Below are 22,965 nucleotides of genomic sequence, written 5' to 3'. Positions count from 1 at the left end.
ATGCTCAGCCCGCGTCGACGGCCTTGCCGGCCTTGGCCCAGTTCGCGTGCAGCCGGTCCAGATACGACCGGGCCTGGGCACCCGGGGTCGCGCCGCGGGCGAAGGCGAGCATGTTGCCCGGCCCGGCGTTGTACCCGAGGGCCAGCAGGTCGTTCCTCGGGTACGGGGCGGGCCACTGGGCCGGCAGCCGGGCCGCCAGGTCGTGCAGGTACCAGGCTTCGGCTTCGACGGCGAGGTCACGGTCGTCGGGCAGCTCCTCCCAACGCCGGCCGGCGAAGTCCCGGCCCTGCTTGACCTCGTCGAAGGTGGCGCGGTGCATATCGGCGATGCCGAAAGCCGCGTCCGGCTTGTACTTCTGCCAGGCCCGCTCGAAGGACGGGTCATGAGGTTTGTACGCCTCGTTGTAGAGGATCGCCATCAGCAACTGGGCGCTCACACCGGCCTGGTGAGCCCGGGCGCGGACCTGGGTGGCGTAACCGGCGGGGTCGTACGACGAGGAAGCGGTCGCCGGCGACGGGGACGGGGTGGCGGAGCCGGCCGACGGGCCCGGCGGGGAGGCCGACGCCTTGCCGTGGGGTGGCGGATCGCCCTGCGGGGTGTCGGCCGCGCGCACGATGACGTACCCGACCAGGGCGAAGACCAGCACGGCCAGCCACCGCCGGCGCTTCGGTGCCCGGGTCTGCGCCATGTCGCTCCTCTCGCCCGTCGGCCGACACCCTTGTACCGCGTGGGGATTAAGACGGGTGTGAGGCGGTCCGGTTGCGGGCCGCCACGAGTGCCGCCGCGTAGAAGGCCAGGACGGCGGTGAGCAGCAGGTAGTACACGGCCGGCAGGGCGGTCAGGCCGAGCAGCGGACCCAGTGGTGAGAGGGGAAACGCCAGGCCGATGACGGCCAGCGCCAGCGCGGCCCAGACGACCGGGCCCGGCCTGCGGAACTCGGCCGTACTGCGGCCGACGCGCAGCAGCACCATCACCAGGGCCTGGGTGACCAGGTTCTCCGTGAACCACCCGGAGTGGAAGACCGCCTCGTCCGCCGCTCTCCCCGGCTCGTGCACCGCGAGCGCGAGGACGCCGAAGGTGGCGAGGTCGGCGACGGCGTTGAGCACCCCGAAGCCGGTGATGAAGCGCAGCAGGTCCGGTGGGTCCAGCACGGTCGGCCGGCGCAGCGCGGCGGGGGCGGGACGATCATGGGCGAAGGTGAGCTGGGCGGCGTCGAAGCACAGGTTCTGCAGCAGGACCTGGGCCGGAAGCATCGGCAGGAAGGGCAGCAGCAGACCGGCGGAGAGCATCGCGAGGACGTTGCCCAGGTTGGACGACAGCGTGATGCGCAGATAGGTGACGATATTGCCGCCCGCGTGCCGGCCCGCGGCGACGGCGTGCGCGATCGCGGTGAGGTCCTTCTCCGCCAGCACCACGTCGGCGCCTTCCCGGGCCACGTCGGCGGCGTCCCGGGGGGCGATGCCGACGTCGGCGGCGCGCAGCGCGGGCAGGTCGTTGACCCCGTCGCCGAGGAAGCCCACGGTGTGCCCGCCGGTGCGCAGCGCCTCGGTGATCCGGGCCTTGTGCTCCGGGGTGCAGCGCGCGAAGACGGTCGTACGGCCGGCGGCCTCGGAGAGTTCGGCGTCCGCGAGGAGGTCGATGTCGTCGCCGGTGAGAAGGGCGTCCGCGGCGACCGGGATGCCCAGGTCGAGGCAGGCGCGGACCGCGGTACCCGGATGGTCGCCCGTGAGGACCTTGACGGTGACACCCCGGTCGGTGAGGACCGTCAGGGCGTCGGCGGCGGTGGGCACGAGCGCGTCCCGCAGGGTGATCAGGCCCCGGAAGACCAGACCCCGGGCGTCGGCCGGCTGATAGTCGCGCGCGCGGGAGTAACGCTCCGCGGTGGCGACCGCAAGGACCCGCACCCCCCCGTCGGCCTGCCGGGCGGCGAGGGCGCGCAGCCGTTCCCGCTCGTCGTCCGCGAGTGCACAGCGCTCCAGGACGGCCTGGACGTCTCCCTTGACGACCAGAGTGTGGGTGCCGAGCCGGCCGGGGGTGCGTACGACCGCCACGGCGAGCCGGCGGTCCGGGGCGAACGGCACGGCCGCGACCCCGTCGTACGCCGTGAGCGTGTCCTCGTCGACCGCGTCCAGGACCGCCTCGTCCAGGGCGTCGGGTTCCGGCAGGTCGGCGAGCTGCAGGGTCCACCACGCGTTGACGGCGGCCCAGTGCAGGACCTCGGGGTCGTCGCGGCCGTCCGGGCCCAGGGCGCGGTCGGCGACGGGGCGGTCCTGGGTGAGGGTGCCGGTCTTGTCCAGGCACAGGATGTCGACGGCACCGACATCGTGCAGGGCGGGCAGGCGCTTGACGATCACGCCGTGCGAGCGGGCCAGCAGCGAGGCGCCGCGGGCCAGACAGAGCGTGACGAGGACCGGCAGCATCTCCGGGGTCAGCCCGACCGCCACCGCCACGGCGAACGGCAGCGTTTCCAGGCCTCGGTCGCGCAGCGTCGCGTTCGCCATCAGCACCAGCGGCGGAGTCAGCAGCATGAACCGGATCAGGATCCAGGAGATGCCGTGGACGGAACGGTCGAAGGCACTCGCCTCCGGCCGGCCGGCCCGGCCCTCGTGAGCCGCGGCGAACCGGGTGTGCGCACCGGTCGCCGTGACGACCGCGGTGGCACTGCCGGAGGCCACGCTGCCGCCCTGGAAACAGAGCTGCGGCTGATCGAACAGCCCGCCGCCGGCCGCGCGAGGCAGGTCGTCGGCCGATTTGGCGACGGGCGCGGATTCCCCCGTCAGAGCGGCCTGGTGCACAGCCAGGCCGCTCGCCCGCAACAGCCGTACGTCCGCCGGGACCAGGTCGCCCGGCCCCAGCCGGATCACGTCGCCGGGGACCAGCTCGGCCACGGGCAACTCGCGAGTCGCCGGTGCGGCCTCCTCGTCGGCCCGCCGGAGCACGGTGGCGGTGGTGGCGACCAGCTCGCGCAGCGCGGCCGTGGACCGGTCGGCCCGGTGCTCCCCGGAGGCCCGCAGGACGCAGCTCACCACGACGAGCAGCAGGATCACCGAGGCAGTGCTCCAGGCCAGGACGGCCGCCGAGACGAGCCCGAGACACGCCAGCACCGCGGTGAACGGGTCCCGCAGGCTGCGCAGGAGCAGCCGCGGCCAGGAGGCCGCGCGCCAGGCGGGGCCGATGTTCTCCCCCAGCCGGGCCAGCCGCTCCTCGGCCTGCGCCTCGGTCAGCCCGCGCGGCCCGCTGTCCAGCCGGCGCAACGTCTCCAGCACGGTCGGAGCGGACAGCCCCCGGGGTGCGTGTACGGCCGACGGGCCGGGCGTCCCGGCGTCCTGTCCCGAGGCCGCGGTGGACTCAGCCACCGGTCCCGCGCAGCTCGCGCACCGGCGCGAGGGCGTGCTGCGACCGCGCCGTCAACTGCCCGACCATCACCCGCACCACGGTGACGACGTCCGGGTCGCCGACGTAGTAGACCTGCCGTCGGCCCTCGCGGCGGCAGTTCACGAGCCCGGCCAGCTTCAGCTTGGCCAGATGCTGGCTGACCGCGGGCAACGCTCCGCCGACCCGGGCGGCGAGATGCGTGACGTCGCTCTCGCCCTGCGACAGCGCCCACATCAGGTGCAGCCGGGCGGCGGAGGCCAGCAGACCGAACGCGGCGGCCGCCTCGCCGAGAACCTCGGCGGACGGATCCTCGAAACCACCGACGTTCCCCGTCACTGTCCTCTCCCGTCCAGCCCTCTACACAGCCGACACCGATGTGCCGACCCAGTGTAGGCGGCGGAAGGCCGGGCGTCCGGGTCACAACGGCTCGGCTCAGGACGATCCGCGGCGCTGTGCCCTGGCTCCCCGCCGCAGCCGCCGGTCCTGGCCGGCCCTCGCGTGAGCCATGAAATATCGATGAAATCCGGGTGATGGGGCCTTACTTGGAGCTGTGACCGCCTTGCGGTGCGTGGCTGTGGAGCATCAGCCTGTGGGGCGGGGCGGTGGTCACACGCGGGGCGGTGGTCACATGAGGTGAGGGGGGGTGGGGCGGGGGTGTCCTCCCGGTTGCGGATGTTCGGTCGGCTGGTCATGGTGAGCGCGGTCGTCACGGGCTACGTCGCGCTGCAGCTGGCGGTCGGCGCCGGCCTGGATCTGCGGGCCCGGGACCGCTCCCGTGACGCCCCCGCGCGAGCCGCCGCCTTCGTCACCGCGCTGGACCGCTACGCCGCCGGGGACGCGTCCGCGCGCGCCGGGATCCGGGAGGGGGAGGCGTGGTTCGAGGACAACGCCCCGTCGGGGGAGAGCCGGTCCGCCGTGCTCACCGCCGCCCGTGAAGCCCGCGAGGGCAAGAGCTCCCTCGCCCGCGAGCGTGCCGCCGGACTCGCGGCACGGGTGGAGAAGGACCGGGCGGTCCTTGAGCGGGACCTCGGCTCATCGGGCACAGCCGCGCTGTGGTGGGCGGTGGCCGCCGGGGCGCTCGCCGTACCAACATGCTGGCTACGGCGTCACCGCCGCGCGGGAGCCGCCGACATCGTCGGCCTGGTCAGCCGGTTCGCCCCGCGTCAGCCGTGGTGGCGCAGGCCGGTGTTCCTGGCGGCCAGCGGCGTCGGATACGGGCTGTTCGCGACGGGCTTCTTCGCCGTCAGCATGGCGGAGCGGGAGGGCTACAAGCAGCCGCTGGTGGCGCAGCTCCTCCTCCTGCCGTGCGGGCTGGCCACGCTGGGAGCGGGACTACTGATCCTGCGCCGCTCCCGTCCGCGCTCGGTGCGCAGCGCGGCCCAGGCGCTGCTGGCCGACGGCCGTACACCCGTGCTCTACCTGCGCAGCTTCGCCGATGACGCCACCACCGCGCAGGTCGACGACGGGATGCCGGTCAACGTCCATTCGCGGGAGGAACAACTCGCGGCGGCGCTGGGCGCCGTGGGCCCGGTGATCGCGGTAGGAATGCCCGAGGAGCCGCTGCCGCGGCTGGGGGCGGCGCGGTTCTATCTGCCGCGCGACGACTGGCAGCCCGTGGTCCTGCGGCTGATGGAACTGTCCCGGCTCATCGTGCTGCGCCTGGGCCTGGGCGACGGGCTCTGGTGGGAGGTCGAGCAGGCCTGCGCCACCCAGCCCGCGCGGAAGCTCGTCCTGATGGTGCCGGCCGGGCTGCCGGGCGTGGCCGAACGGCTGGACGAGCATCTGCCGACCCCGGCCCGGCTGGACAAGACGGTCGCGGGCGGCTCCCCGATTTCCTCGAACTCCTCGATCTCAGCCGTCATCACCTTCGACCCCGAGTGGACACCCCACGTCCACCCGGTGGGCGCCACCACCCGGCGGGGCGTGCGCGCGCGCCTCGCGGCCCTCGCCGAACGGCTCGGCGTGGCGTCCATGGTCGTGTACACGTCCGTCTACCGAGAGGTCCGCGCCATGAAGGCCGCCCTGGCGGCGGTGGGGCTCCGCAAGCGGACGATGACCTGGCGGGCCAACTTCGCGGCGCAGGCATCGCTGTGGAGAGGCGTCCTGCTGGTCATCGTCCTGGGCCTGCTGGGCTGGCTGATGTTCCGCACTCTGCTGCTGCTCGATCCCGGGTAGCGCCAAGGAGGAATCATGGAAGGTCCACAGCAGGGCACGTCGACGGGCGTGAGCCCGGCCGGCACGGAGACGTACCGTCCGGTGACCGGTGCGGCCACGGCGGCGACGCTGCTGATCTCACTGGAACTCGTGCGTGAGGTACTGGTCGCGGTGCACAACTGGCGCGACTACGTCGTCGTCCACGACTTCCTGGCCGGGAGGGCGACACTCGCGGACGTCGAGGCCGCCGATTCCGGTACCTTCACCACGCTGCTGGGGACATGGTCGCTGTTCCTGGTCGGGGGAGCGGCCGGCGTGGCGTTTCTCGTGTGGCTGTGGCGGGCGCGGATCAACGCCGAGCTGACCGGCGGTGCCGCCGCGCATCGCCGCTCCCGGGGCTGGGTGATCGGCGCCTGGCTGTCACCCGTGGCCAACCTGTGGTTTCCATACCAGGTGGTGTCGGACATCTGGCAGGCCAGCGCCCCCCGGCGGCCCGCCCCCGTCGCCCTGATCAAGACCTGGTGGGTGCTGTACGCGGTCGCGCTGTTCGTCGTGAAGCCGATCCAATGGCGCATGGCCTCGCAGGAGGCTTCCGAGCAGGACGTACTGGCCAACGCGAACATGTCCACCCTGCTCACGGTGCTCACCCTGGCAGCCGGTGTCCTGGTCATCCTCATCATCAGGCGCGTCACCGAGTGGCAGACCAACAGGCCTGCCCAGAACGCGGGGTGAGGGCCGAGGCGGGCCTCCAGGACGTGCTGGTGGAGGGAAGGCGGACCCCGAAGTCCTCGCCCACTGCCGCCTGCTGGAGATCGAGGACACACCGTAGTTCAGCTCCTCCAGCTCCTCGCTCCTGTACAACCCGGATCAGTCGACCCCCGCGGCACGGGCGCCGTCACTCCGACCAGCCGCATACGCGCACCCAGTACGGCCTCCGCGTGTGTACACGGAGGCCGTACGGAGGCCGTACACAGAGGTACCGTCGGCGTGGGGGCACCCCCAGCGGCGTTGCGCCCTACTGGTCGTCCTGGTCCGCCGCGTCCTCCTCGGCCTGCTTCGCCTGAACCTCCGGGTCCAGCGCCGAGGTGCCACTGCCGTCCACCGAGCTGAGCCGGCCGCCCGACTCGGGTACCTCCGTCGCGGCGGGCGGCTCGACCAACCAGTCCGGGTTGGCCTGCTTGTCCCACCACTTCCAGGCCGCGAAGGCACCACCGGCCAGCGCGGCCAGCAGCACCAGCGCCTTCGCCGCGCGGCCGGCCCGGCACCGGCGCGCATTCCTGCGGGCCAGCTTCTGGATCTCCTCCGCCGAGACCTGACCACGCAGCGCGGCCAGCGCGGCGGCGCCCCGCGCGGCGGCCTCGTCACGGACCGGACCGGCCGCCGCCACAGCCTGCTCGATCCTCGGACGCGAGTACACGGCGGCCTGCCGGGCGGCCTTGCGGGCGCGGACCGCGGCCTCCTGCGCCGCCAGGTCCATCTTCGGCGGCACATGCGCACGCGCCTGCTCCAGCCGCGGGGCGAGCCGGGCGTCGTACTGCACGCGGGCCTGTTCGGCGGCCTGCGACATCACGGGGGCCAGCCGTACGCGTGCCTCCTGCGCGTAGAGCGCGGCACGCTCCTTGGCCGTGTCGGCGTAAGGCGCCACCACTTCCGCGGCGTGCAGCACGCTGTCCTTCGCCGAGCCGGTCGCGGCGCGCACGCTGTCGATGCGGGTCACGGGTTCCTCCTCCTCGGTGGCGTACGGTATTTCGACTTTCCACCCTTTTACGGATCATGCCTGCCAACGTTCCGCGCGGCATGCGAGAGCGGGCATATGGGTGCCGACCGCTCCCTTCAGCTCGATTCCGGATGAATCACGGACAACCCGAGCCTGCCATCGACACTGCCACGAAACCCCGCCCAGCGCTGCCTTCCGGGCGCAACTCATGGCCGCCAGGCGACGTACCTCCCCGGCCGTGCGAGGATCGGGGAGTCACAGAAAGACAACGGAAGGCAGATCGTGGCCGAGCAGCTGTACGCCACCCTGAAGACCAACCACGGCGACATCGTGGTCCAGCTTTTCCCGAACCACGCGCCGGAAACGGTCAGGAACTTCGTCGAGCTGGCCCAGGGCGAACGCGAGTGGACGAACCCCGAGACCGGCGCGAAGACCAACGCGCCGCTCTACAACGGCACGATCTTCCACCGTGTCATCAGCGGCTTCATGATCCAGGGCGGCGACCCGCTGGGCAACGGCACCGGCGGCCCCGGCTACCAGTTCAAGGACGAATTCCACCCGGACCTCGGCTTCAACAAGCCCTACCTGCTGGCCATGGCCAACGCCGGCCCGGGCACCAACGGCTCCCAGTTCTTCATCACCGTCTCCCCGACGACCTGGCTGACCCGCAAGCACACCATCTTCGGCGAGGTCACCGACCCGGCCAGCCAGAAGGTCGTCGACGCCATCGCCGGCACACAGACCAACCCCCGCAACGACCGTCCCGTCAAGGACGTCGTCATCGAGTCGGTCGTCGTCGAGACGCGCGAGAGCTGAGCCCACCCCGCCGGGAACCAAACGCCCCGCTCGTCCGTACCAAGGATGAGCGGGGCGGGGCATTACCAGGGACAGGGCCCACGACGAGCAAGGGGAACAGATGGACGAGGCCGCAGCCGCCGCACACGACGCCCACCGCACGCCCGTGTGCTACCGGCACCCGGACCGCGAGACCGGTGTGCGCTGCACCCGCTGTGAGCGCCCCATCTGCCCCGAGTGCATGGTCAGCGCCTCCGTCGGCTTCCAATGCCCCGCATGCGTGCGCGCCGGCAGCGGCACCGGACACGCCCCGACCGCATCCCAGCCACGCACCCTCGCCGGCGGCACGGTCACGGCCGACCCCCGGCTGCTCACCAAGATCCTGATCGGCGTCAACCTCGCCGTCTTCCTGGCACAGCTCTCCGTGGGCGACACCCTCACCAACCAGTACGAGCTGATCGGCCGGGCCCAGTTCTCCCTGTTCGGCCCCGTCGAGGGCGTCGCCGAGGGGCAGTACTACCGCCTGCTCACCTCGATGTTCCTGCACTCGCCGACCAACTTCAGCCACATCCTGTTCAACATGCTCAGCCTGTGGTGGATCGGCGGCCCCCTGGAAGCGGCCCTCGGCCGCGCCCGCTATCTCGCGCTGTACTTCGCCTCGGGCCTGGCCGGCAGCGCGCTCACCTATCTGCTCGCCGAGCCCAACGCACCCTCGCTCGGCGCCTCCGGAGCGATCTTCGGCCTCTTCGGCGCGACCGGCGTACTGATGCGCCGGCTCAACTACGACCTGCGCCCGCTCATCGGCCTGCTGGTGATCAACCTGATCATCACCTTCTACCCGGGCTTCAACATCGCCTGGCAAGCCCACATCGGCGGACTCGTCGCCGGTGTCGCCGTCGGCTACGCGATGGTCCACGCCCCGCGCGAGCGGCGCACGCTGGTCCAGTACGGCACCTGTGCGCTCGTACTCGCCGTCGTGGTGGTGCTCACGCTGGTCAGGACCACTCAGCTCACCTGACCCGCAGCTGATACCGAACCGTTGTCCACAGCCCGTGCCGGATCTTGTGCATGCCGTGCGCGCACAGCTGTGCCCCCTGTCGCTCGGATGTGTTTCCGCAGGTCGAACAGGGGGCGAACAGGTGTATGAGGGCCGGTAGGTCAGTCACACCGGCGTCAACCCTCGATGGGTTATCCACAGATCGTCTTTCTTTTCCCAAGGTTGTGGATAACTCGGTGGATAACTCTGGGTAGAGCTACTTCCACTGCGTGGAGACACCGAAGCCGGCGGCGATGAAGCCGAAGCCGACCACGATGTTCCAGTTGTCCAGGGCGTCGATGGGCAGCGAGCCGTCCGTCACATAGAAGACGACGATCCAGGCCAGGCCGATGATGAACATGGCCAGCATGACGGGCGCGACCCAGGCACGGCTGTTCAGCTTGATCGCCTGCGCCTGCTTGGCGGGCGGCGGCGTGTAGTCGGCCTTCTTGCGGATACGTGACTTCGGCACGAGGGTCTCTCCTGTCGATGCGCTGCGTGGCCGCGCAGGTAACTGGTCGGGCTCGGGGCAGCGTACTAGTGCCCAAGATGACGACTCTGTGTGCTCCCCCGGGCGTCCGTTAGCGTAGTGCTTCCGTGGCGCTGAAGGAGATAAGGGTCCGTTGAGCAATTCTGCCGACTCCCCCGGGACGCAATCAACGGGCTCCGGCCCGGGCCGCCGGCCGGGTTTCCGCCCTGTGCGGATGCTCACGGCGGCCGTCTTCGCGCTCGCGGGGCTCCTCTTCATCACCAGCTTCAACACGGCCAAGGGCACGGACATCCGCCAGGACGGGTCCCTGCTGAAGCTGTCCGACCTGATCCAGCAGCGCAGCCGCAAGAACAAGGAGCTGGACGAGTCCAACGCGGCCCTGCGCGGGAGCGTGGAGTCCCTCGCCGAGAGCGACGACGGCAGCACCAAGGCGCAGGACCGCAAACTCACCGGTCTGGAGCAGAGCGCCGGCACCCAGAAGCTGACCGGCCACGGCCTCACCGTCACCCTGAACGACGCCCCGCCCAACGCCACCGCCAAGCTCCCCGGCTATCCCGAGCCGCAGCCCGACTACCTGGTCATCCACCAGCAGGATCTGCAGGCCGTGGTGAACGCCCTGTGGCAGGGCGGCGCCCAGGGCATCAAGGTCATGGACCAGCGGCTGATCTCCACCAGCGCGGTGCGCTGCGTCGGCAACACGCTGATCCTTCAGGGTCGCGTCTACTCACCGCCGTACAGGATCACGGCGATCGGGGACCCGGACAAGCTGCAGCAGTCGCTCGCGGCGAGCAAGGCGATCCAGACCTACATGGTGTACGTCAATGTCTACGGTCTCGGCTGGAAAGTCACCGACGACGGGACGGTGACTCTTCCCGGCTACTCGGGCACAGTGGATCTGCACTACGCGAAGCCCGTGCAGTAGCCATCCGTCAGCCGTCCGTAACCGGAGGCGCCGGTGCGCGTGATCGTCCGGACCGTCAGCGAGCTGTGCATCACCGTTGGCACCCTGATCGTGCTCTTTGTCGCTTATGTGCTGTTCTGGACGGGTGTGCGGGCCGAGGGTGCCATGAACGACCAGATCGACCAGCTGCACCGGCAGTGGTCCAAGGGGAGCATGCAGCCGGCGGCCGCCGCGGGGGGCTCTTCGGGCGGGCAGACGGCCGCCACGGCGAGTCCGGCGCCGTACCACTACGGCAAGGCTTTCGCGATCATGTACATCCCGCGGTTCGGTTTCACGTGGAACAAGCCCGTCCTGGAGGGCACCGGCCGGGACGTGCTGGCGAAGGGCCTCGCCCACTACGCGGGCACCGCGCAGCTCGGCCAGGAGGGGAACTTCGCGGTGGCCGGTCACCGGCGCACCTACGGTGATCCGTTCAAGGACTTCCCGGAGCTGCGTTCCGGGGACGCCGTCGTCCTCACGGACGGGACGACCTGGTTCACGTATCGGATCGACAAAGGGCCCTACAAAACCGTGCCGACGGACGTTGAGGTGATCGACCCTGTGCCACGTAAGTCCGGGTATACGCGTCCCGGCCGGTATCTGACGCTGACCACGTGCGATCCGGAATGGGGGCACAGTCACCGGCTGATCGTCTGGGCGCACCTGGACTCCACCCAGTCTGTGGAGGCAGGCGAACCGAGGGCTCTGCGCCGTTAGTCTGGTGGGCGAACGGCGTGAGTCCGGTGCCGTGGGGATACGGAAGGAACGGCATGTACGGCTGGATCTGGCGGCATCTGCCGGGGAACGTGTGGCTGAAGGCGCTCCTCTCGCTCGTACTGATCCTGGCCGTGATCTACGTGCTCTTCCAGTACGTCTTCCCGTGGGCCGAACCGCTGCTTCCCTTCAACGATGTGACGGTGGACAACCAGTGAGTGCGCGGATTCTCGTAGTCGACAACTACGACAGCTTCGTCTTCAACCTCGTCCAGTACCTGTACCAGCTGGGCGCCGAGTGCGAGGTACTGCGCAATGACGAGGTGTCGACGGCGCACGCCCAGGACGGCTTCGACGGCGTGCTGCTCTCACCCGGCCCGGGGACGCCGGAGGAGGCGGGCGTGTGTGTGGACATGGTCCGCCACTGCGCCGCGACCGGGGTGCCGGTCTTCGGTGTCTGCCTCGGTATGCAGTCGATGCAGGTGGCGTACGGCGGTGTGGTGGACCGGGCGCCCGAGCTGCTGCACGGCAAGACCTCGCTGGTGGAGCATGAGGGCAAGGGCGTCTTCGCCGGTCTGCCCTCGCCCTTCACGGCGACCCGCTACCACTCCCTGGCCGCCGAGCCGGCGACGGTCCCGGCCGAGCTGGAAGTGACCGCCCGCACCCACGACGGCATCATCATGGGCCTGCGCCACCGGGAACTCCCGGTCGAGGGCGTGCAGTTCCACCCCGAGTCGGTGCTGACCGAGCATGGTCACCGGATGCTGGCCAACTGGCTGGTGGAGTGCGGAGACCAGGGTGCCGTGGCGAGGTCGGCGGGGCTCGCCCCGGTGGTGGGCAGGGCCACGGCGTGACCGCGCTGCGCCCGGAGCGCGAGACCGATGCCTCGTACGGGGATCAGTCGTACGAGGCTTCCGGTGCGCTTGGGGACTGGGACGCGGCGGGAGCCGTGCACCCGGGGTCGTACGAGGCGTCGTATGACGATCCGTACGAAGACGCCCCGTACGAGGGCGCCCCATACGAAGGCGCCCCATACGAAGGCGACCCGTACCGGCCTCGGACTCCCCTGGACGACGAGACGATGGCGCTGCGGATGCCCGGTGCGGCGCCAGGCCCGGAGAGCGAGCCCATACGCGCCGCTGCGGCCTCTTCCGCCTCCTTGGCCACTGGACCCGCAACCGGTGGCCGTGCCGCCCGCAGAAAGGCCGCCAAGCGGCGCGGCGGGCGCCATGGCGGCGGTGGCCGGGAGGCGGCGCCCGCCGGGACATCGTCGGCGGACGCGGAGTCCGGGCGGCCGCTGTCCCGGGTGGAGGCGCGGCGGCAGGCGCGGCTGCGCAAAGCGAGCCCGTCCGTCATCGCGAGCCGGGTGATCGGCGAGGTGTTCATCACCACCGGTGTGCTGATGCTGCTGTTCGTCACCTATCAGCTGTGGTGGACCAATGTCCGTGCCCAGGCGCAGGCGGGCAGCGAGGCGCACCAGTTGCAGGACGACTGGGCGAGCGGGAAGCGCAACCCGGGTGTCTTCGCGCCGGGGCAGGGCTTCGCCATACTGCACATCCCCAAGCTGGACGTGGTCGCGCCGATCGCGGAGGGCGTCAGCACCGAGAAGGTGCTCAACAAGGGCATGGTCGGGCACTACGGCGAGGCTCCGCTGAAGACGGCGATGCCCGACGCGAAGACCGGTAACTTCGGTCTGGCCGCGCACCGCAACACGCATGGTGAACCGTTCCGGTACATCAACAAGCTCAAGCCCGGTGACGCGGTCGTGGTCGAGACGCAGGACGAGTACTTCGTGTACAAGGTGACCAGGACGCTGCCGGTGACCTCGCCGACCAACACGAGTGTGCTGGACCCGGTTCCGCCGGGCTCGGGATTCACCCAACCCGGCCGTTACATCACCCTGACCACGTGCACGCCGGAGTTCACCAGCAAGTACCGGTTGGTGGTCTGGGGCAAGATGGTCGAGGAACGCCCGCGCAGCAAGGGCAAGCCGGACGCGCTCATCGAGTAGGGCTCAGCGAGTAGGGGCAGAGGAAACTGTGGCAGCGACCACCGACGACACCGCAGAACACACGGACGCGTCCGACCCGAGTCCCGCCCCGCCCGGCCGGCGCCTGGGCCGGATCGCGAGGACGGTCAGTGTCTTCGGTGAACTCCTCATCACGGCGGGCCTGTTGCTCGCCCTCTTCGTCGTCTACTCCCTCTGGTGGACGAATGTGATAGCGGACCGTAAGGCGGACCATCGGGCCGACAAGATCCGCCAGCACTGGGCGCGGACGACGGACTCCGGTCCGGGCGCGCTGGACACCAAGGACGGCATCGGCTTCCTGCATGTGCCGTCGATGAAGAACGGCGTGGTCCTGGTCGAGAAGGGCACGGGCACGGACGTCCTCAACGACGGTGTGGCCGGCTACTACCTGGACCCGGTCAAGGCCACGCTCCCCACCACCGGCAAGACCGGAAACTTCGCCCTGGCCGCCCACCGCGACGGTCACGGCGCCAAGTTCCACAACATCGACAAGGTGAGGAAGGGTGACCCGATCGTCTTCGAGACACGGGACGACTGGTACGTCTACAAGGTCTTCTCGATCCTTCCGCAGACCTCGAAGTACGACGTCAACGTCCTCTCGTCCGTCCCGAAGGAATCCGGCAAGCGGAAGCCGGGCCACTACATCACCCTGACGACGTGCACGCCTGTGTACACGTCGGAGTACCGGTATGTGGTGTGGGGGGAACTGGTGCGGGTGGAGAAGGTGGACAGCGAGCGGACTCCGCCGGAGGAGCTGCAGCGCTAGGATGACGGAGGCCCGAAGCCGCAACTTTCTCTTGCGACTTCGGGCCTCATTTGTGTGGGGCCGTACCTACTCCAGGACCTTCAGCGGTTCTCCGGCGCTCCACTCCTCCAGCACCCCACGGTGTACGGCGGTGATCCCCGCCTCGGCGGCGATGTTCAGGGCGTCGCGTGTGAAGGGGCAGGTTGCCACGAAGAGTGCCACCTCTGCGCTGTACAGAACCTTGGCAGCCCCGACGAACTTCTGCACGTCAGGGCTGGTGATGTTGAGGTAGGGCGCGAACCTCTTGCACTGGACGACAAGGCGTCGCCCGTCGGCTGTGAGCCCGATGATGTCGACGCCCCGGTCTCCGTGACCGCCCTGCACGACGACATCGGTGCATCCGTCACGGCGCAGCAACTCGGCGATGTGATGCTCGAACGTGCGGCCGTTCATGGCGTCCATGGCGGCCATGACTCCGACGGCGGGCCGGTCCTCCCGTACCCCTTCGAGCCTCTGCAGCCGGGCGTGGTGCTGGTGGAGCCGTCGCTCGATGCGCTGGACTCCGGCCCGGAGAGCGATCAGCTCCTTGCGGTGCTCGCCCGACGTTTCGATCAGGGCGTTGAACATCGGTACGACTGTCTTGCCGAGGATGTGGGTGATGCGTTGATCGATGCGGTCGTCGAGGGAGATCGGGGCTGTGGGAACCGGGTTTTCCACAGGCTGGGTACGAGCCAGGTATTCCATGTCTAGGAGGTACACACGCACCTGACGTGCGACTTCGCTGTCGCGGAGGAGCATGGCGACGTTGAGGACAGCACGGCGGGGGAAGAGCGCGAGGGACCCGGTGCGGGACTGGATCCCACTGAGTTGCTTGAAGTCACTCAGTTCTGTACCTGTCAGAACTCGGTATCCGTTCCCTTCCAGCTCTGCACGGTGGTCGTGCACGAGGGCGCGGATGGCTTCGACCGTGACGCCGAAGTACGCCGCCACCATCGCCGTCGTCACATGCATCTCGTCCGGTAACAGCGACAGCGTCTTCACTCGATCCAGCACTTCCGTGCGGTCCAGCACGCTGCCGCGCAGTGTCTTCGACTCCAGCAGCACCGATTCGTTGATCACGTTCTGCCCCTTCGGCTCGGTCGTGGCCACCTGGCCGGGGCAGAGACCCGTATCCCCCACCCCACCCGATCAACGAGCCGTGTCATATGAAGACACGATCGGTAGGGGCACTGCAGTGCGATCAATCCGGCTGAACTCATGAGTGGGCCCCTGCCAGGCAGTCCCGGCAGGGGCCCACTCGTCTTGTTCTGTGCGGGGCGTCAGCCGTTGTTACCGCCGAGGAAGCCGCCGCCGCCGTTGCCGCCGCCGCCGATGTCGAGGGTGGTCAGGGCGATCTGGGTGGTGCTCGGGTCGGCCTGGGTTCCCGCTGTCGGGGTCTGCTGGATGACCCGTGCCTTGTCGTCGCCCGGTCCGGTGACCGTGATCTGCGTGTAGCCGCTCTGCTGCAAGATCTGCTCGGCCTGCTTCAGGGTCTTGCCCACGACGTTCGGTACCTGGCCCTGCGGCTGGCCACCCTGGAACTTGCCGACGTTGATCGTGACCGGCGTGTTCTTCCCCACCTGCTGGCCCGCCCCCGGGTTGGTCGACAGGACCTTGCCGTCCTGAGCCTGGTCGGCGGTGGGGGTCTCCGTGCAGTCGCCCGGCACCAGGCCCAGCTGCTGCAGCTCGGACTTCGCGTCGTCGCAGGACTTGCCGACGAGGTCACCGGGGATGGTCACCTTGTCCTCGGCCTTGGCGACCGTGAGGGTGATCGTGGTGCCCTTCTGCTGGCTCGTGCCGCCCTGCGGATCCTGGGTGATGACCACGCCCGGTGGCTGAGTCGAGACCTGGGTCTGCTTCTCGACCTTGAAGCCCTTGCCCTCCAGCTGGGACTGGGCCTGGTCGAACTGGAGTCCGCGGACGTCCGGCACGTCCACCTTCGGCGCCCCCGTCGACACCACCAGGTTGATCGTGTCGCCCTTCTTCACGTCTGTCCCGGCCTTGGGGTCCTGCGAGCAGACTCTGCCCTTGGGCTCGTTGTCACAGGGCTGCCGGGTCGGGGGCGCCAGTTTCAGGTCCGAGTTGGTGGCCATCTTCTGGGCGTCGGCGTAGGTCTGGTCGACGAAGTTGGGGGCCCCGAACGGCTTGTCCGCGGTGTTGGTGCCGCTCGCCACCCACTTGCCGATCAGGATCGCGCCGATCAGGACCAGGATGCCCGCGACCACCAGCAGGATCGTGGAGGTGTGGGACTTCTTCTGCTGCCGGCCGCGGCGGCCCGGGCTCTCGTCGTAGCCGTAGCCGCCGTCGTCCGGGTTCATCGGCGGGAGCATCGTGGTCGCTCCGCCGCCGGCGTCCGGGCGCAGGGCCGTCGTCGGCTGGTCGTCGGGGTAGCCGCCGTAGCCCACCGCGCCCATCGCGGCCGTTGCCGCGACCGGCTGGCCGTCCAGGCAGGCCTCGATGTCGGCGCGCATCTCGTCGGCCGACTGATAGCGATAGTTCGGGTCCTTGACCAGCGCCTTCAGGACGATCGCGTCCATCTCGGGGGTGATCTCGGGGTCGAAGACCGACGGTGCCTGGGGCTCCTCGCGGACGTGCTGGTAGGCCACGGCCACGGGGGAGTCGCCGACGAAGGGCGGGCGGACCGTCAGCAGCTCGTAGAGGAGACAACCCGTCGAGTACAGGTCCGAGCGGGCGTCGACCTGCTCGCCCTTCGCCTGCTCCGGCGAGAGGTACTGGGCCGTGCCGATGACTGCCGCCGTCTGCGTCATGGTCATGCCGGCGTCGCCCATGGCACGGGCGATGCCGAAGTCCATCACCTTGACCTGGCCGTTGCGGGTCAGCATGACGTTGGCCGGCTTGATGTCACGGTGGACGATGCCGTTGCGGTGGGCGTACTCCAGACCCTGGAGGATGCCGATCGTCATCTCCATGGCCCGCTCGGGCAGCAGCTTGCGGCCACTGTGAAGAAGCTCACGGAGCGTGGAGCCGTCGACGTACTCCATCACGATGTACGGGATGGAGACCCCGTCGATGTAGTCCTCGCCCGTGTCGTAGACCGCGACGATCGCGGGATGGTTGAGCGAGGCGGCCGACTGGGCCTCCCGGCGGAACCGGGCCTGGAAGGAAGGGTCGCGTGCCAGGTCGGCGCGCAGGGTCTTCACTGCCACGGTGCGGCCGAGCCGGGTGTCATGCGCGAGGTAGACCTCCGCCATGCCACCACGACCGAGCACCTGGCCCAGTTCGTACCGGCCGCCGAGGCGACGCGGCTCTTCCATAGCTACCTACCAGCCCTCTCCGTCGGTCCCGGCCGCGCACCGTCGTGCGCCGCCGGAGGCTGCCGTCCGGGCCTACCGTACCCGGCTCGCTTTGTGTGACCTGGCCAAGCCCGCAACCCGATACAGGACCGGTATCGCAACGTGCAACGATGTGAAGGAGACGTGACGGGGGTCACTTCTTCGATTGGATGACCGCCTGCATGACGTTCTTCGCGATGGGCGCCGCCAGGCCGCCACCCGAGATGTCGTCGCGGTTGGCGCTCTCGTCCTCGATGACCACGGCCACGGCGACCGGCGAGCTGCCGTCGGACAGCTTGGCGTAGGAGAGGAACCACGCGTAAGGGTTGGCGCTGTTCGCCACACCGTGCTGCGCGGTACCCGTCTTGCCGCCGACGGTGACGCCGTCGATCTTGGCGTTCGTACCGGTGCCCTTCTCGACCACCGTCTGCATCATCGACTGCAGGATCTGCGCGTTCTCCGACGACAGCGGCCGGCTCATCTCCTGCGGCTCGGTCTGCTCGACGGTGTCGAGGTTGGACGACTGGAGCTTGTCCACCATGTACGGCTTCATCAGCTTGCCGTCGTTGGCGACCGCCGAGGCGACCATGGCCATCTGCAGCGGGGTCGCGGCGGTGTTGTACTGGCCGATGGAGGACAGCGCGGTCTGCGACTGGTTCATGTTGTCCGAGAACACCGAGGCGTTGGAGCGGACCGGCGTGAACTGCTCGGAGTCGAAGCCGAACTTCTTGGCCTCGGCCAGCATCTTGTCGTTGCCGAGGTCGGCGCCGATCTTGCCGAAGACGGTGTTGCAGGAGTACTGCAGCGCGGTCCGCAGGGTGGCGTTCTCGCAGGGGATGTTGCCCTCGTTCTTCAGCTGCGTCGTGGTGCCCGGCATGGTCCAGGGCAGCGGCGAGTTCGTCTTCTCGTCGGCCGACTTGTACAGCCCGTTCTCCAGCGCGGCCGCCGCGGTGACCACCTTGAACGTGGAGCCCGGCGGGTAGGTCTCGCGCAGCGCCCGGTTCTGCATCGGGTCGGCCTTGTCGTCCCTCAGGCTGTTCCAGGCCTTGGCGTCGCTGTCGGAGTAGCCCGAGAAGGACGAGGGGTCGTACGACGGGTAGGAGGCCATCGCCAGGATCTTGCCGGTGGAAGGCTCCAGGGCGACGACCGCGCCCTTGCCGCCCTGCTTGGCCAGCCCGTCGTACGCCGCCTTCTGCGCGGCCGCGTTCAGCGTGGTGACGACATTGCCGCCCTGCTTCGGCTTGCCCGTGATCATGTCGAGGGTGTTGCGGAAGAAGAGCCGGTCATCGGTGCCGGTGAGGATGCCGTCGTCGATCTTCTCCAGCTGGCTGCCGTCGAAAGCCTGCGAGGAGTAGCCGGTCACCGGGGCCCACAGGGGGCCGTCCTTGTAGGTGCGCTTGTACTTGAAGTCACCGCTCTTGGACACGGCGGAGCCGGTTATCGGGTTGCCGTCGACGATGATGTCGCCGCGCGGGTGCGCGTAACGCTGGATGGCGACCCGGCGGTTGTCCTTCTGGCTCGCCAGCTGGTCGGCCTTGACGTACTGGAGGTAGTTGTCGCGGATCAGCAGGGCCAGCACGAGGAGGCCGCAGAAGATCGCGATCCGGCGCAGGGGCTTGTTCATGACGGGCGGACCACCTGGGTCATCTCGGCGTCGGGGTTGGTCGCGGGGGCGGGCGCCGGGCGGCGGGCGGTGTCGCTGATGCGGATCAGGATGCCGATCAGCGCCCAGTTGGCCAGCACGGATGAACCGCCGGAGGCCAGGAACGGCATGGTCATACCGGTCAGCGGGATCAGGCCCATCACACCGCCGGCCACGACGAAGACCTGCAGTGCGAAGGCGCCGGACAGGCCGACGGCGAGCAGCTTGCCGAACGGGTCGCGGGCGGCGAGGGCGGTGCGCACGCCGCGCTCCACGATCAGGCCGTAGATCAGCAGGATCGCCATGATGCCGGCGAGCCCCAGCTCCTCGCCGAAGGTGGCGAAGATGAAGTCGGAGTTGGCCGCGAACCGGATCAGGTCCGAGTGGCCCTGGCCGAGGCCGGTGCCCAGGGTGCCGCCGGAGCCGAACGCCCACAGAGACTGCTGCAGCTGGTCGGAGTGGAGGATGCCGTCGTGAGTGACCTGGCGGCTGAGCTCGTACTCGCGCATCGGGTTGAGCCAGGCCTGGACTCGCGTCTGGATGTGCGACTCGAAGCTCGCCACGCCGACGGCGCCGACCGCGGACATCAGCAGACCGAAGACGATCCAGCTGGTCCGCTCGGTGGCGACGTACAGCATGACCACGAACATGCCGAAGAACAGCAGTGACGTGCCCAGGTCGGTCTCGAAGACGAGGATGAGGATCGACATCGCCCAGACGACCAGGATCGGACCGAGGTCGCGGCCGCGCGGCAGGTACAGGCCCATGAAGCGGCGGCTGGCGAGGGCCAGGGCGTCGCGCTTCACCATCAGGTAACCGGCGAAGAAGACCGCGAGGATGATCTTCGCGAACTCGCCGGGCTGGAGGGAGCCCAGGCCGGGGATCCTGATCCAGATCTTGGCGCCGTAGATGTCGGCCCCGAGGCCGGGCACCAGCGGCAGGAGCAACAGCACCAGGGCGCCGGCCATGGAGATGTAGGTGTAGCGCTGCAGGACCCGGTGGTCCTTCAGGAAGATCAGCACGACGGCGAACAGGGCGATGCCCAGCGCGGTGTACAGCAGCTGGCGGGGCGCGGCCGGGGAGAAGCCCTTGAGCGACTGCAGCAGCTTGGACTGGTCCAGCCGCCAGATGACGACGAGCCCGAGCCCGTTGAGCAGCGTCGCCAGCGGCAGCAGCAGCGGGTCGGCATAGGGGGCGAACTTCCGCACGGCGAGATGGGCGACGCCGGCCAGCAGACCGAGGCCCAGGCCGTACGCCAGCAGCCCGGCGGGCACCTGGTTGTTGATGGCCAGGCCCACGTTGGCGTAGGCGAACACCGGGATGGCCACGGCGAAGACCAGCAGGGCCAGCTCGGTGTTGCGGCGGCTCGGTGCGCCGATCGCGCCGATCGTGGAGGTGTGATGCGTCGGCGAGTTAGTCGTACTGCTCATCGTGTGACAGGGCCTCTCGCGGCGTGGCTACTGCTTGCCGCACTGATCGACGACCTTCTGCTCATCCTCGGAGAGGCTCGGGCCGGGGTTCGGAGTGGCGGACGCGGACGGCGGCTTCGAAGGGGTCTTCGTAGCGGGCGCCGAACCGGATGGGTGCGGGGTCGGTGTCGCCTTGGACGTGAAGGCGGTACGGCTGGTTCCCGTGGTGCCTCCGGCCTCGCCCTGCCCCGTCTTCGCGTTCCGCTCGGCCTCGGCGGACTGGCGCTCCGCCTGCTTCCGGCACGCGGAGGCCTGCACGGACAGTGCCTCGATCTTCGCCTGGGCCTGCTGCAGACCGCCCGCGGCGATCGTGGCTTTCACCTGCTTCTGCTGGTACGGCGGCAGGTACTTGAGTTCGATCTCGGGGTGGTCCTTCTCCACCTTCGACAGCGACACCCAGGCCAGGTCCTGGCTGATCCCGCGGTACAGCGCCACGTGCTCGTCCTTGGCGCCGACGTAGTACTGCGTCTGCGTCCACTGGTAGCCGCCGTAGAGGCCGCCGCCGATGACGGCGAGGGCGAGGACGCTGTAGAGGGATCTCTTCAGCCACTTGCCCCGGCCGCGCGGCTTGGTGAAGTCGCCGTCGGCGTAGTCGCCGAAGCTGCCCGCCGGGACGTACCCGGTGGTGTCGCCGGAGCCGGGCGGGCCGAACTCGCCGCCGCCGTGCCCGTGCGCCTGGCGGCCCAGGTGGGAGGCGCGGCCGGCCGGGGTCTGCATGATGCCGTTGTCGTGCAGGTGGTGCTGGTTCTCGGCGACGGCGCCGACCACCACCGGCTGGTCGGAGAGCTGGCCGGCCATGGTGTCGCCGGTGTCCAGGTCGAGCACGTCCGCGACGATGACGGTGATGTTGTCGGGGCCGCCGCCGCGCAGCGCGAGCTGGATCAGCTCCTGCACGGTCTCGTGCGGGCCCTGGTAGCTGGCGAGGGTCTCCTCGATGGTCTGGTGGGAGACGACCGCGGACAGCCCGTCGGAGCAGATGAGATACCGATCACCGGCCCGCACCTCGCGGATGGACAGGTCGGGCTCGACGTGGTCCCCGCTGCCGAGCGCGCGCATGAGCAGCGACCGCTGCGGATGCGTGGTCGCTTCCTCTTCGGTGATCCGGCCCTCGTCGACGAGCCGCTGCACCCAGGTGTGGTCCTGGGTGATCTGGGTGAGAACTCCGTCACGCAGCAGATAGGCGCGGGAGTCGCCGACGTGCACGAGACCGAGCCGCTGCCCGGTCCACAGCAGGGCGGTGAGGGTCGTCCCCATGCCCTCCAGCTGCGGGTCCTCCTCGACCATGGCTCGCAGCTGGTCGTTGGCCCGCTGCACGGCCTGGCCGAGGGAGGTGAGGATGTCGGAGCCGGGCACGTCGTCGTCGAGTGTGACCAGGGTGGAGATCACCTCGGAGGAGGCGACCTCGCCGGCCGCCTGGCCGCCCATGCCGTCGGCGATCGCGAGCAGCCGGGGACCGGCGTAACCGGAGTCCTCGTTGCCCTCCCGGATCATGCCTTTGTGCGATCCGGCGGCAAAGCGCAGTGACAGACTCATGCCCACCTCGCCAGTCGGCTCCGGGTACAGCCGCTCGTGTCGAGCCACACTGCCCACCCTCCGGTCGGGAGCGCGTCGGCGGCCGGGGGGCGGCCTGCCGCTGCGTGCTCGCTCCGCTCGCGCTCACTCATGATGTAGCACTACTTCCGCAGCTCGATGACGGTCTTGCCGATGCGGATCGGCGCGCCCAGCGGGATCGGTGTGGGGGTCGTCAGCCGGGACCGGTCCAGGTAGGTGCCGTTGGTGGAGCCGAGGTCCTCGACGATCCACTGACCGTCGCGGTCCGGGTAGATCCTGGCATGACGGCTGGAGGCGTAGTCGTCGTCCAGCACGATCGTGGAGTCGTGTGCCCGGCCCAGAGTGATCGTCTGGCCCTGCAGCGCGACCGTGGTGCCGGTCAGTGTGCCTTCGGTCACGACCAGCTTGGTGGGGGCGTTGCGTCCGCGCCGGCCGCCGCTCTGCTGGCCCCGCTGCTGGCTGCGCGGCTGCGGGGGCGCGGCGGCCTGCTGCCGGGGCGCCTGCTGCTGGCGACCGGCCTCCCTACGGGATCCGCGCTGGGTGACGCGCGTACCGAACAGGTCGCTCCGGATGACCTGCACGGCCACGATCACGAACAGCCACAGTACGGCCAGGAAACCCAGCCGCATGACCGTGAGGGTCAGCTCTGACATTGCCCCCGCTTCACCCTTCGGCTTGCCTATAGATAACGGTGGTGCTGCCCACGACGATCCGCGAGCCGTCGCGGAGCGTAGCGCGGGTGGTGTGCTGCCCGTCCACCACGATGCCGTTGGTGGAGCCGAGATCCTGGATCGTCGAGGGCGTTCCGGTCCGGATCTCGCAGTGCCGGCGGGAGACGCCGGGGTCGTCGATCCGCACGTCGGCGTCGGTGCTGCGGCCCAGTACCAGCGTCGCGCGGGAGATCTGGTGGCGGGTGCCGTTGATCTCGATCCAGTAGCGGGTCTGCCCGCCGCTCGTGGGCGCGGCCGGGGGCCGCT

Annotated in this window: 22 protein-coding genes; 10 read left to right on the top strand and 12 right to left on the bottom strand. The window is 69.7% G+C overall.

Features of this window, described 5'->3' with window-relative positions; all coding sequences use genetic code 11:
• Nucleotides 1-4: 4 nt before the first annotated feature.
• Genes M878_RS69795 through M878_RS69785 form a run of 3 tightly spaced genes read right to left on the bottom strand, consistent with a single transcriptional unit; the run spans nt 5 to nt 3,711 of the window.
• Nucleotides 5-688 (bottom strand): hypothetical protein, encoded by a 684-nt coding sequence (locus M878_RS69795; RefSeq protein WP_023548449.1) that lies wholly within the window; start codon nt 686-688, stop codon nt 5-7.
• 46 nt (nt 689-734) lie between these two features.
• The gene (gene mgtA / locus M878_RS69790; RefSeq protein ID WP_023548447.1) at nt 735-3,356 is read right to left on the bottom strand and encodes a magnesium-translocating P-type ATPase; all 2,622 of its coding nucleotides are present in this window, start codon (nt 3,354-3,356) and stop codon (nt 735-737) included.
• Nucleotides 3,349-3,711, bottom strand: coding sequence for an ArsR/SmtB family transcription factor (locus tag M878_RS69785; RefSeq protein ID WP_023548445.1), 363 nt, complete (start codon nt 3,709-3,711; stop codon nt 3,349-3,351). The genes mgtA and M878_RS69785 overlap by 8 nt, the downstream gene beginning before the upstream one ends.
• A gap of 318 nt (nt 3,712-4,029) precedes the next feature.
• On the opposite strand from M878_RS69785, the gene M878_RS69780 reads away from it, so the two are divergent.
• Both M878_RS69780 and M878_RS69775 read left to right on the top strand, forming a co-directional pair.
• Nucleotides 4,030-5,550: a hypothetical protein gene (locus M878_RS69780; RefSeq protein ID WP_031225344.1), complete on the top strand. Its 1,521-nt coding sequence runs from the start codon at nt 4,030-4,032 to the stop codon at nt 5,548-5,550.
• Between the two features lie 15 nt (nt 5,551-5,565).
• On the top strand, nt 5,566-6,261 hold the full coding sequence (locus tag M878_RS69775) for a DUF4328 domain-containing protein (protein WP_023548441.1): 696 nt from the start codon (nt 5,566-5,568) through the stop codon (nt 6,259-6,261).
• 283 nt (nt 6,262-6,544) lie between these two features.
• Here M878_RS69775 and M878_RS69770 read toward each other — a convergent pair whose 3' ends face one another.
• Nucleotides 6,545-7,246, bottom strand: a complete 702-nt coding sequence (locus M878_RS69770; RefSeq protein WP_023548439.1) for a DUF5324 family protein — start codon at nt 7,244-7,246, stop codon at nt 6,545-6,547.
• Nucleotides 7,247-7,528: 282 nt separating this feature from the next.
• On the opposite strand from M878_RS69770, the gene M878_RS69765 reads away from it, so the two are divergent.
• Together M878_RS69765 and M878_RS69760 are read left to right on the top strand one after the other, a co-directional pair.
• Nucleotides 7,529-8,062, top strand: coding sequence for a peptidylprolyl isomerase (locus M878_RS69765; RefSeq protein ID WP_023548438.1), 534 nt, complete (start codon nt 7,529-7,531; stop codon nt 8,060-8,062).
• Nucleotides 8,063-8,162: 100 nt separating this feature from the next.
• A complete protein-coding gene (locus M878_RS69760; RefSeq protein WP_023548436.1) occupies nt 8,163-9,059 on the top strand; it encodes a rhomboid family intramembrane serine protease in 897 nt (298 codons plus the stop codon).
• A 235-nt stretch (nt 9,060-9,294) separates the two neighbouring features.
• Here M878_RS69760 and crgA read toward each other — a convergent pair whose 3' ends face one another.
• Nucleotides 9,295-9,549, bottom strand: coding sequence for a cell division protein CrgA (crgA, locus tag M878_RS69755; RefSeq protein ID WP_023548435.1), 255 nt, complete (start codon nt 9,547-9,549; stop codon nt 9,295-9,297).
• Between the two features lie 151 nt (nt 9,550-9,700).
• On the opposite strand from crgA, the gene M878_RS69750 reads away from it, so the two are divergent.
• The 6 genes from M878_RS69750 to M878_RS69725 are packed head-to-tail and all read left to right on the top strand — an operon-like array spanning nt 9,701 to nt 14,015.
• Nucleotides 9,701-10,489, top strand: a complete 789-nt coding sequence (locus M878_RS69750) for a DUF881 domain-containing protein (protein WP_031225342.1) — start codon at nt 9,701-9,703, stop codon at nt 10,487-10,489.
• Between the two features lie 33 nt (nt 10,490-10,522).
• Nucleotides 10,523-11,224, top strand: coding sequence for a class E sortase (locus M878_RS69745; protein WP_023548431.1), 702 nt, complete (start codon nt 10,523-10,525; stop codon nt 11,222-11,224).
• 53 nt (nt 11,225-11,277) lie between these two features.
• On the top strand, nt 11,278-11,439 hold the full coding sequence (locus M878_RS96520; RefSeq protein WP_023548430.1) for a hypothetical protein: 162 nt from the start codon (nt 11,278-11,280) through the stop codon (nt 11,437-11,439).
• Nucleotides 11,436-12,074, top strand: a complete 639-nt coding sequence (locus M878_RS69735) for an aminodeoxychorismate/anthranilate synthase component II (protein WP_023548428.1) — start codon at nt 11,436-11,438, stop codon at nt 12,072-12,074. The genes M878_RS96520 and M878_RS69735 overlap by 4 nt, the downstream gene beginning before the upstream one ends.
• A complete protein-coding gene (locus M878_RS69730; protein ID WP_023548426.1) occupies nt 12,071-13,231 on the top strand; it encodes a class E sortase in 1,161 nt (386 codons plus the stop codon). The genes M878_RS69735 and M878_RS69730 overlap by 4 nt, the downstream gene beginning before the upstream one ends.
• A gap of 28 nt (nt 13,232-13,259) precedes the next feature.
• Entirely contained in the window at nt 13,260-14,015 is a 756-nt protein-coding gene (locus tag M878_RS69725; RefSeq protein WP_023548425.1) for a class E sortase, read from the top strand.
• 66 nt (nt 14,016-14,081) lie between these two features.
• Here M878_RS69725 and M878_RS69720 read toward each other — a convergent pair whose 3' ends face one another.
• From M878_RS69720 to M878_RS69690, 7 genes are all read right to left on the bottom strand, one after another.
• Nucleotides 14,082-15,113 (bottom strand): restriction endonuclease, encoded by a 1,032-nt coding sequence (locus M878_RS69720; protein ID WP_037730742.1) that lies wholly within the window; start codon nt 15,111-15,113, stop codon nt 14,082-14,084.
• 200 nt (nt 15,114-15,313) lie between these two features.
• Nucleotides 15,314-17,308, bottom strand: coding sequence for a Stk1 family PASTA domain-containing Ser/Thr kinase (pknB, locus tag M878_RS69715; protein WP_023548421.1), 1,995 nt, complete (start codon nt 17,306-17,308; stop codon nt 15,314-15,316).
• 172 nt (nt 17,309-17,480) lie between these two features.
• On the bottom strand, nt 17,481-18,950 hold the full coding sequence (locus M878_RS69710) for a peptidoglycan D,D-transpeptidase FtsI family protein (protein ID WP_023548419.1): 1,470 nt from the start codon (nt 18,948-18,950) through the stop codon (nt 17,481-17,483).
• A complete protein-coding gene (locus tag M878_RS69705) occupies nt 18,947-20,398 on the bottom strand; it encodes an FtsW/RodA/SpoVE family cell cycle protein (protein ID WP_023548417.1) in 1,452 nt (483 codons plus the stop codon). Before M878_RS69705 ends, M878_RS69710 begins: the two co-directional genes overlap by 4 nt.
• A 27-nt stretch (nt 20,399-20,425) precedes the next feature.
• Nucleotides 20,426-21,970, bottom strand: coding sequence for a Stp1/IreP family PP2C-type Ser/Thr phosphatase (locus tag M878_RS69700; RefSeq protein WP_031225341.1), 1,545 nt, complete (start codon nt 21,968-21,970; stop codon nt 20,426-20,428).
• 140 nt (nt 21,971-22,110) lie between these two features.
• Nucleotides 22,111-22,641: an FHA domain-containing protein FhaB/FipA gene (locus tag M878_RS69695; RefSeq protein WP_023548413.1), complete on the bottom strand. Its 531-nt coding sequence runs from the start codon at nt 22,639-22,641 to the stop codon at nt 22,111-22,113.
• Between the two features lie 10 nt (nt 22,642-22,651).
• A partial coding sequence (locus M878_RS69690) for an FHA domain-containing protein (protein ID WP_023548411.1) occupies nt 22,652-22,965 on the bottom strand: 314 nt, incomplete at its 5' end.

Source organism: Streptomyces roseochromogenus subsp. oscitans DS 12.976, assembly GCF_000497445.1.
Classification (GTDB): Bacteria; Actinomycetota; Actinomycetes; order Streptomycetales; family Streptomycetaceae; genus Streptomyces; species Streptomyces oscitans.
Note: the sequence above shows the minus strand (reverse complement) of the source record. Positions and strands in the feature narration are given on the sequence as shown.

Bases quoted from the DNA above. Each gene is read 5' to 3' on its own strand.
- M878_RS69760 (WP_023548436.1), top strand. From the start codon at position 8,163: ATGGACGAGGCCGCAGCCGCCGCACACGACGCCCACCGCACGCCCGTG.
- M878_RS96520 (WP_023548430.1), top strand. From the start codon at position 11,278: ATGTACGGCTGGATCTGGCGGCATCTGCCGGGGAACGTGTGGCTGAAG.
- M878_RS69710 (WP_023548419.1), bottom strand. From the start codon at position 18,950: ATGAACAAGCCCCTGCGCCGGATCGCGATCTTCTGCGGCCTCCTCGTG.
- M878_RS69695 (WP_023548413.1), bottom strand. From the start codon at position 22,641: ATGTCAGAGCTGACCCTCACGGTCATGCGGCTGGGTTTCCTGGCCGTA.
- M878_RS69700 (WP_031225341.1), bottom strand. From the start codon at position 21,970: ATGAGTCTGTCACTGCGCTTTGCCGCCGGATCGCACAAAGGCATGATC.
- pknB (WP_023548421.1), bottom strand. From the start codon at position 17,308: ATGGAAGAGCCGCGTCGCCTCGGCGGCCGGTACGAACTGGGCCAGGTG.
- M878_RS69775 (WP_023548441.1), top strand. From the start codon at position 5,566: ATGGAAGGTCCACAGCAGGGCACGTCGACGGGCGTGAGCCCGGCCGGC.
- M878_RS69705 (WP_023548417.1), bottom strand. From the start codon at position 20,398: ATGAGCAGTACGACTAACTCGCCGACGCATCACACCTCCACGATCGGC.
- M878_RS69795 (WP_023548449.1), bottom strand. From the start codon at position 688: ATGGCGCAGACCCGGGCACCGAAGCGCCGGCGGTGGCTGGCCGTGCTG.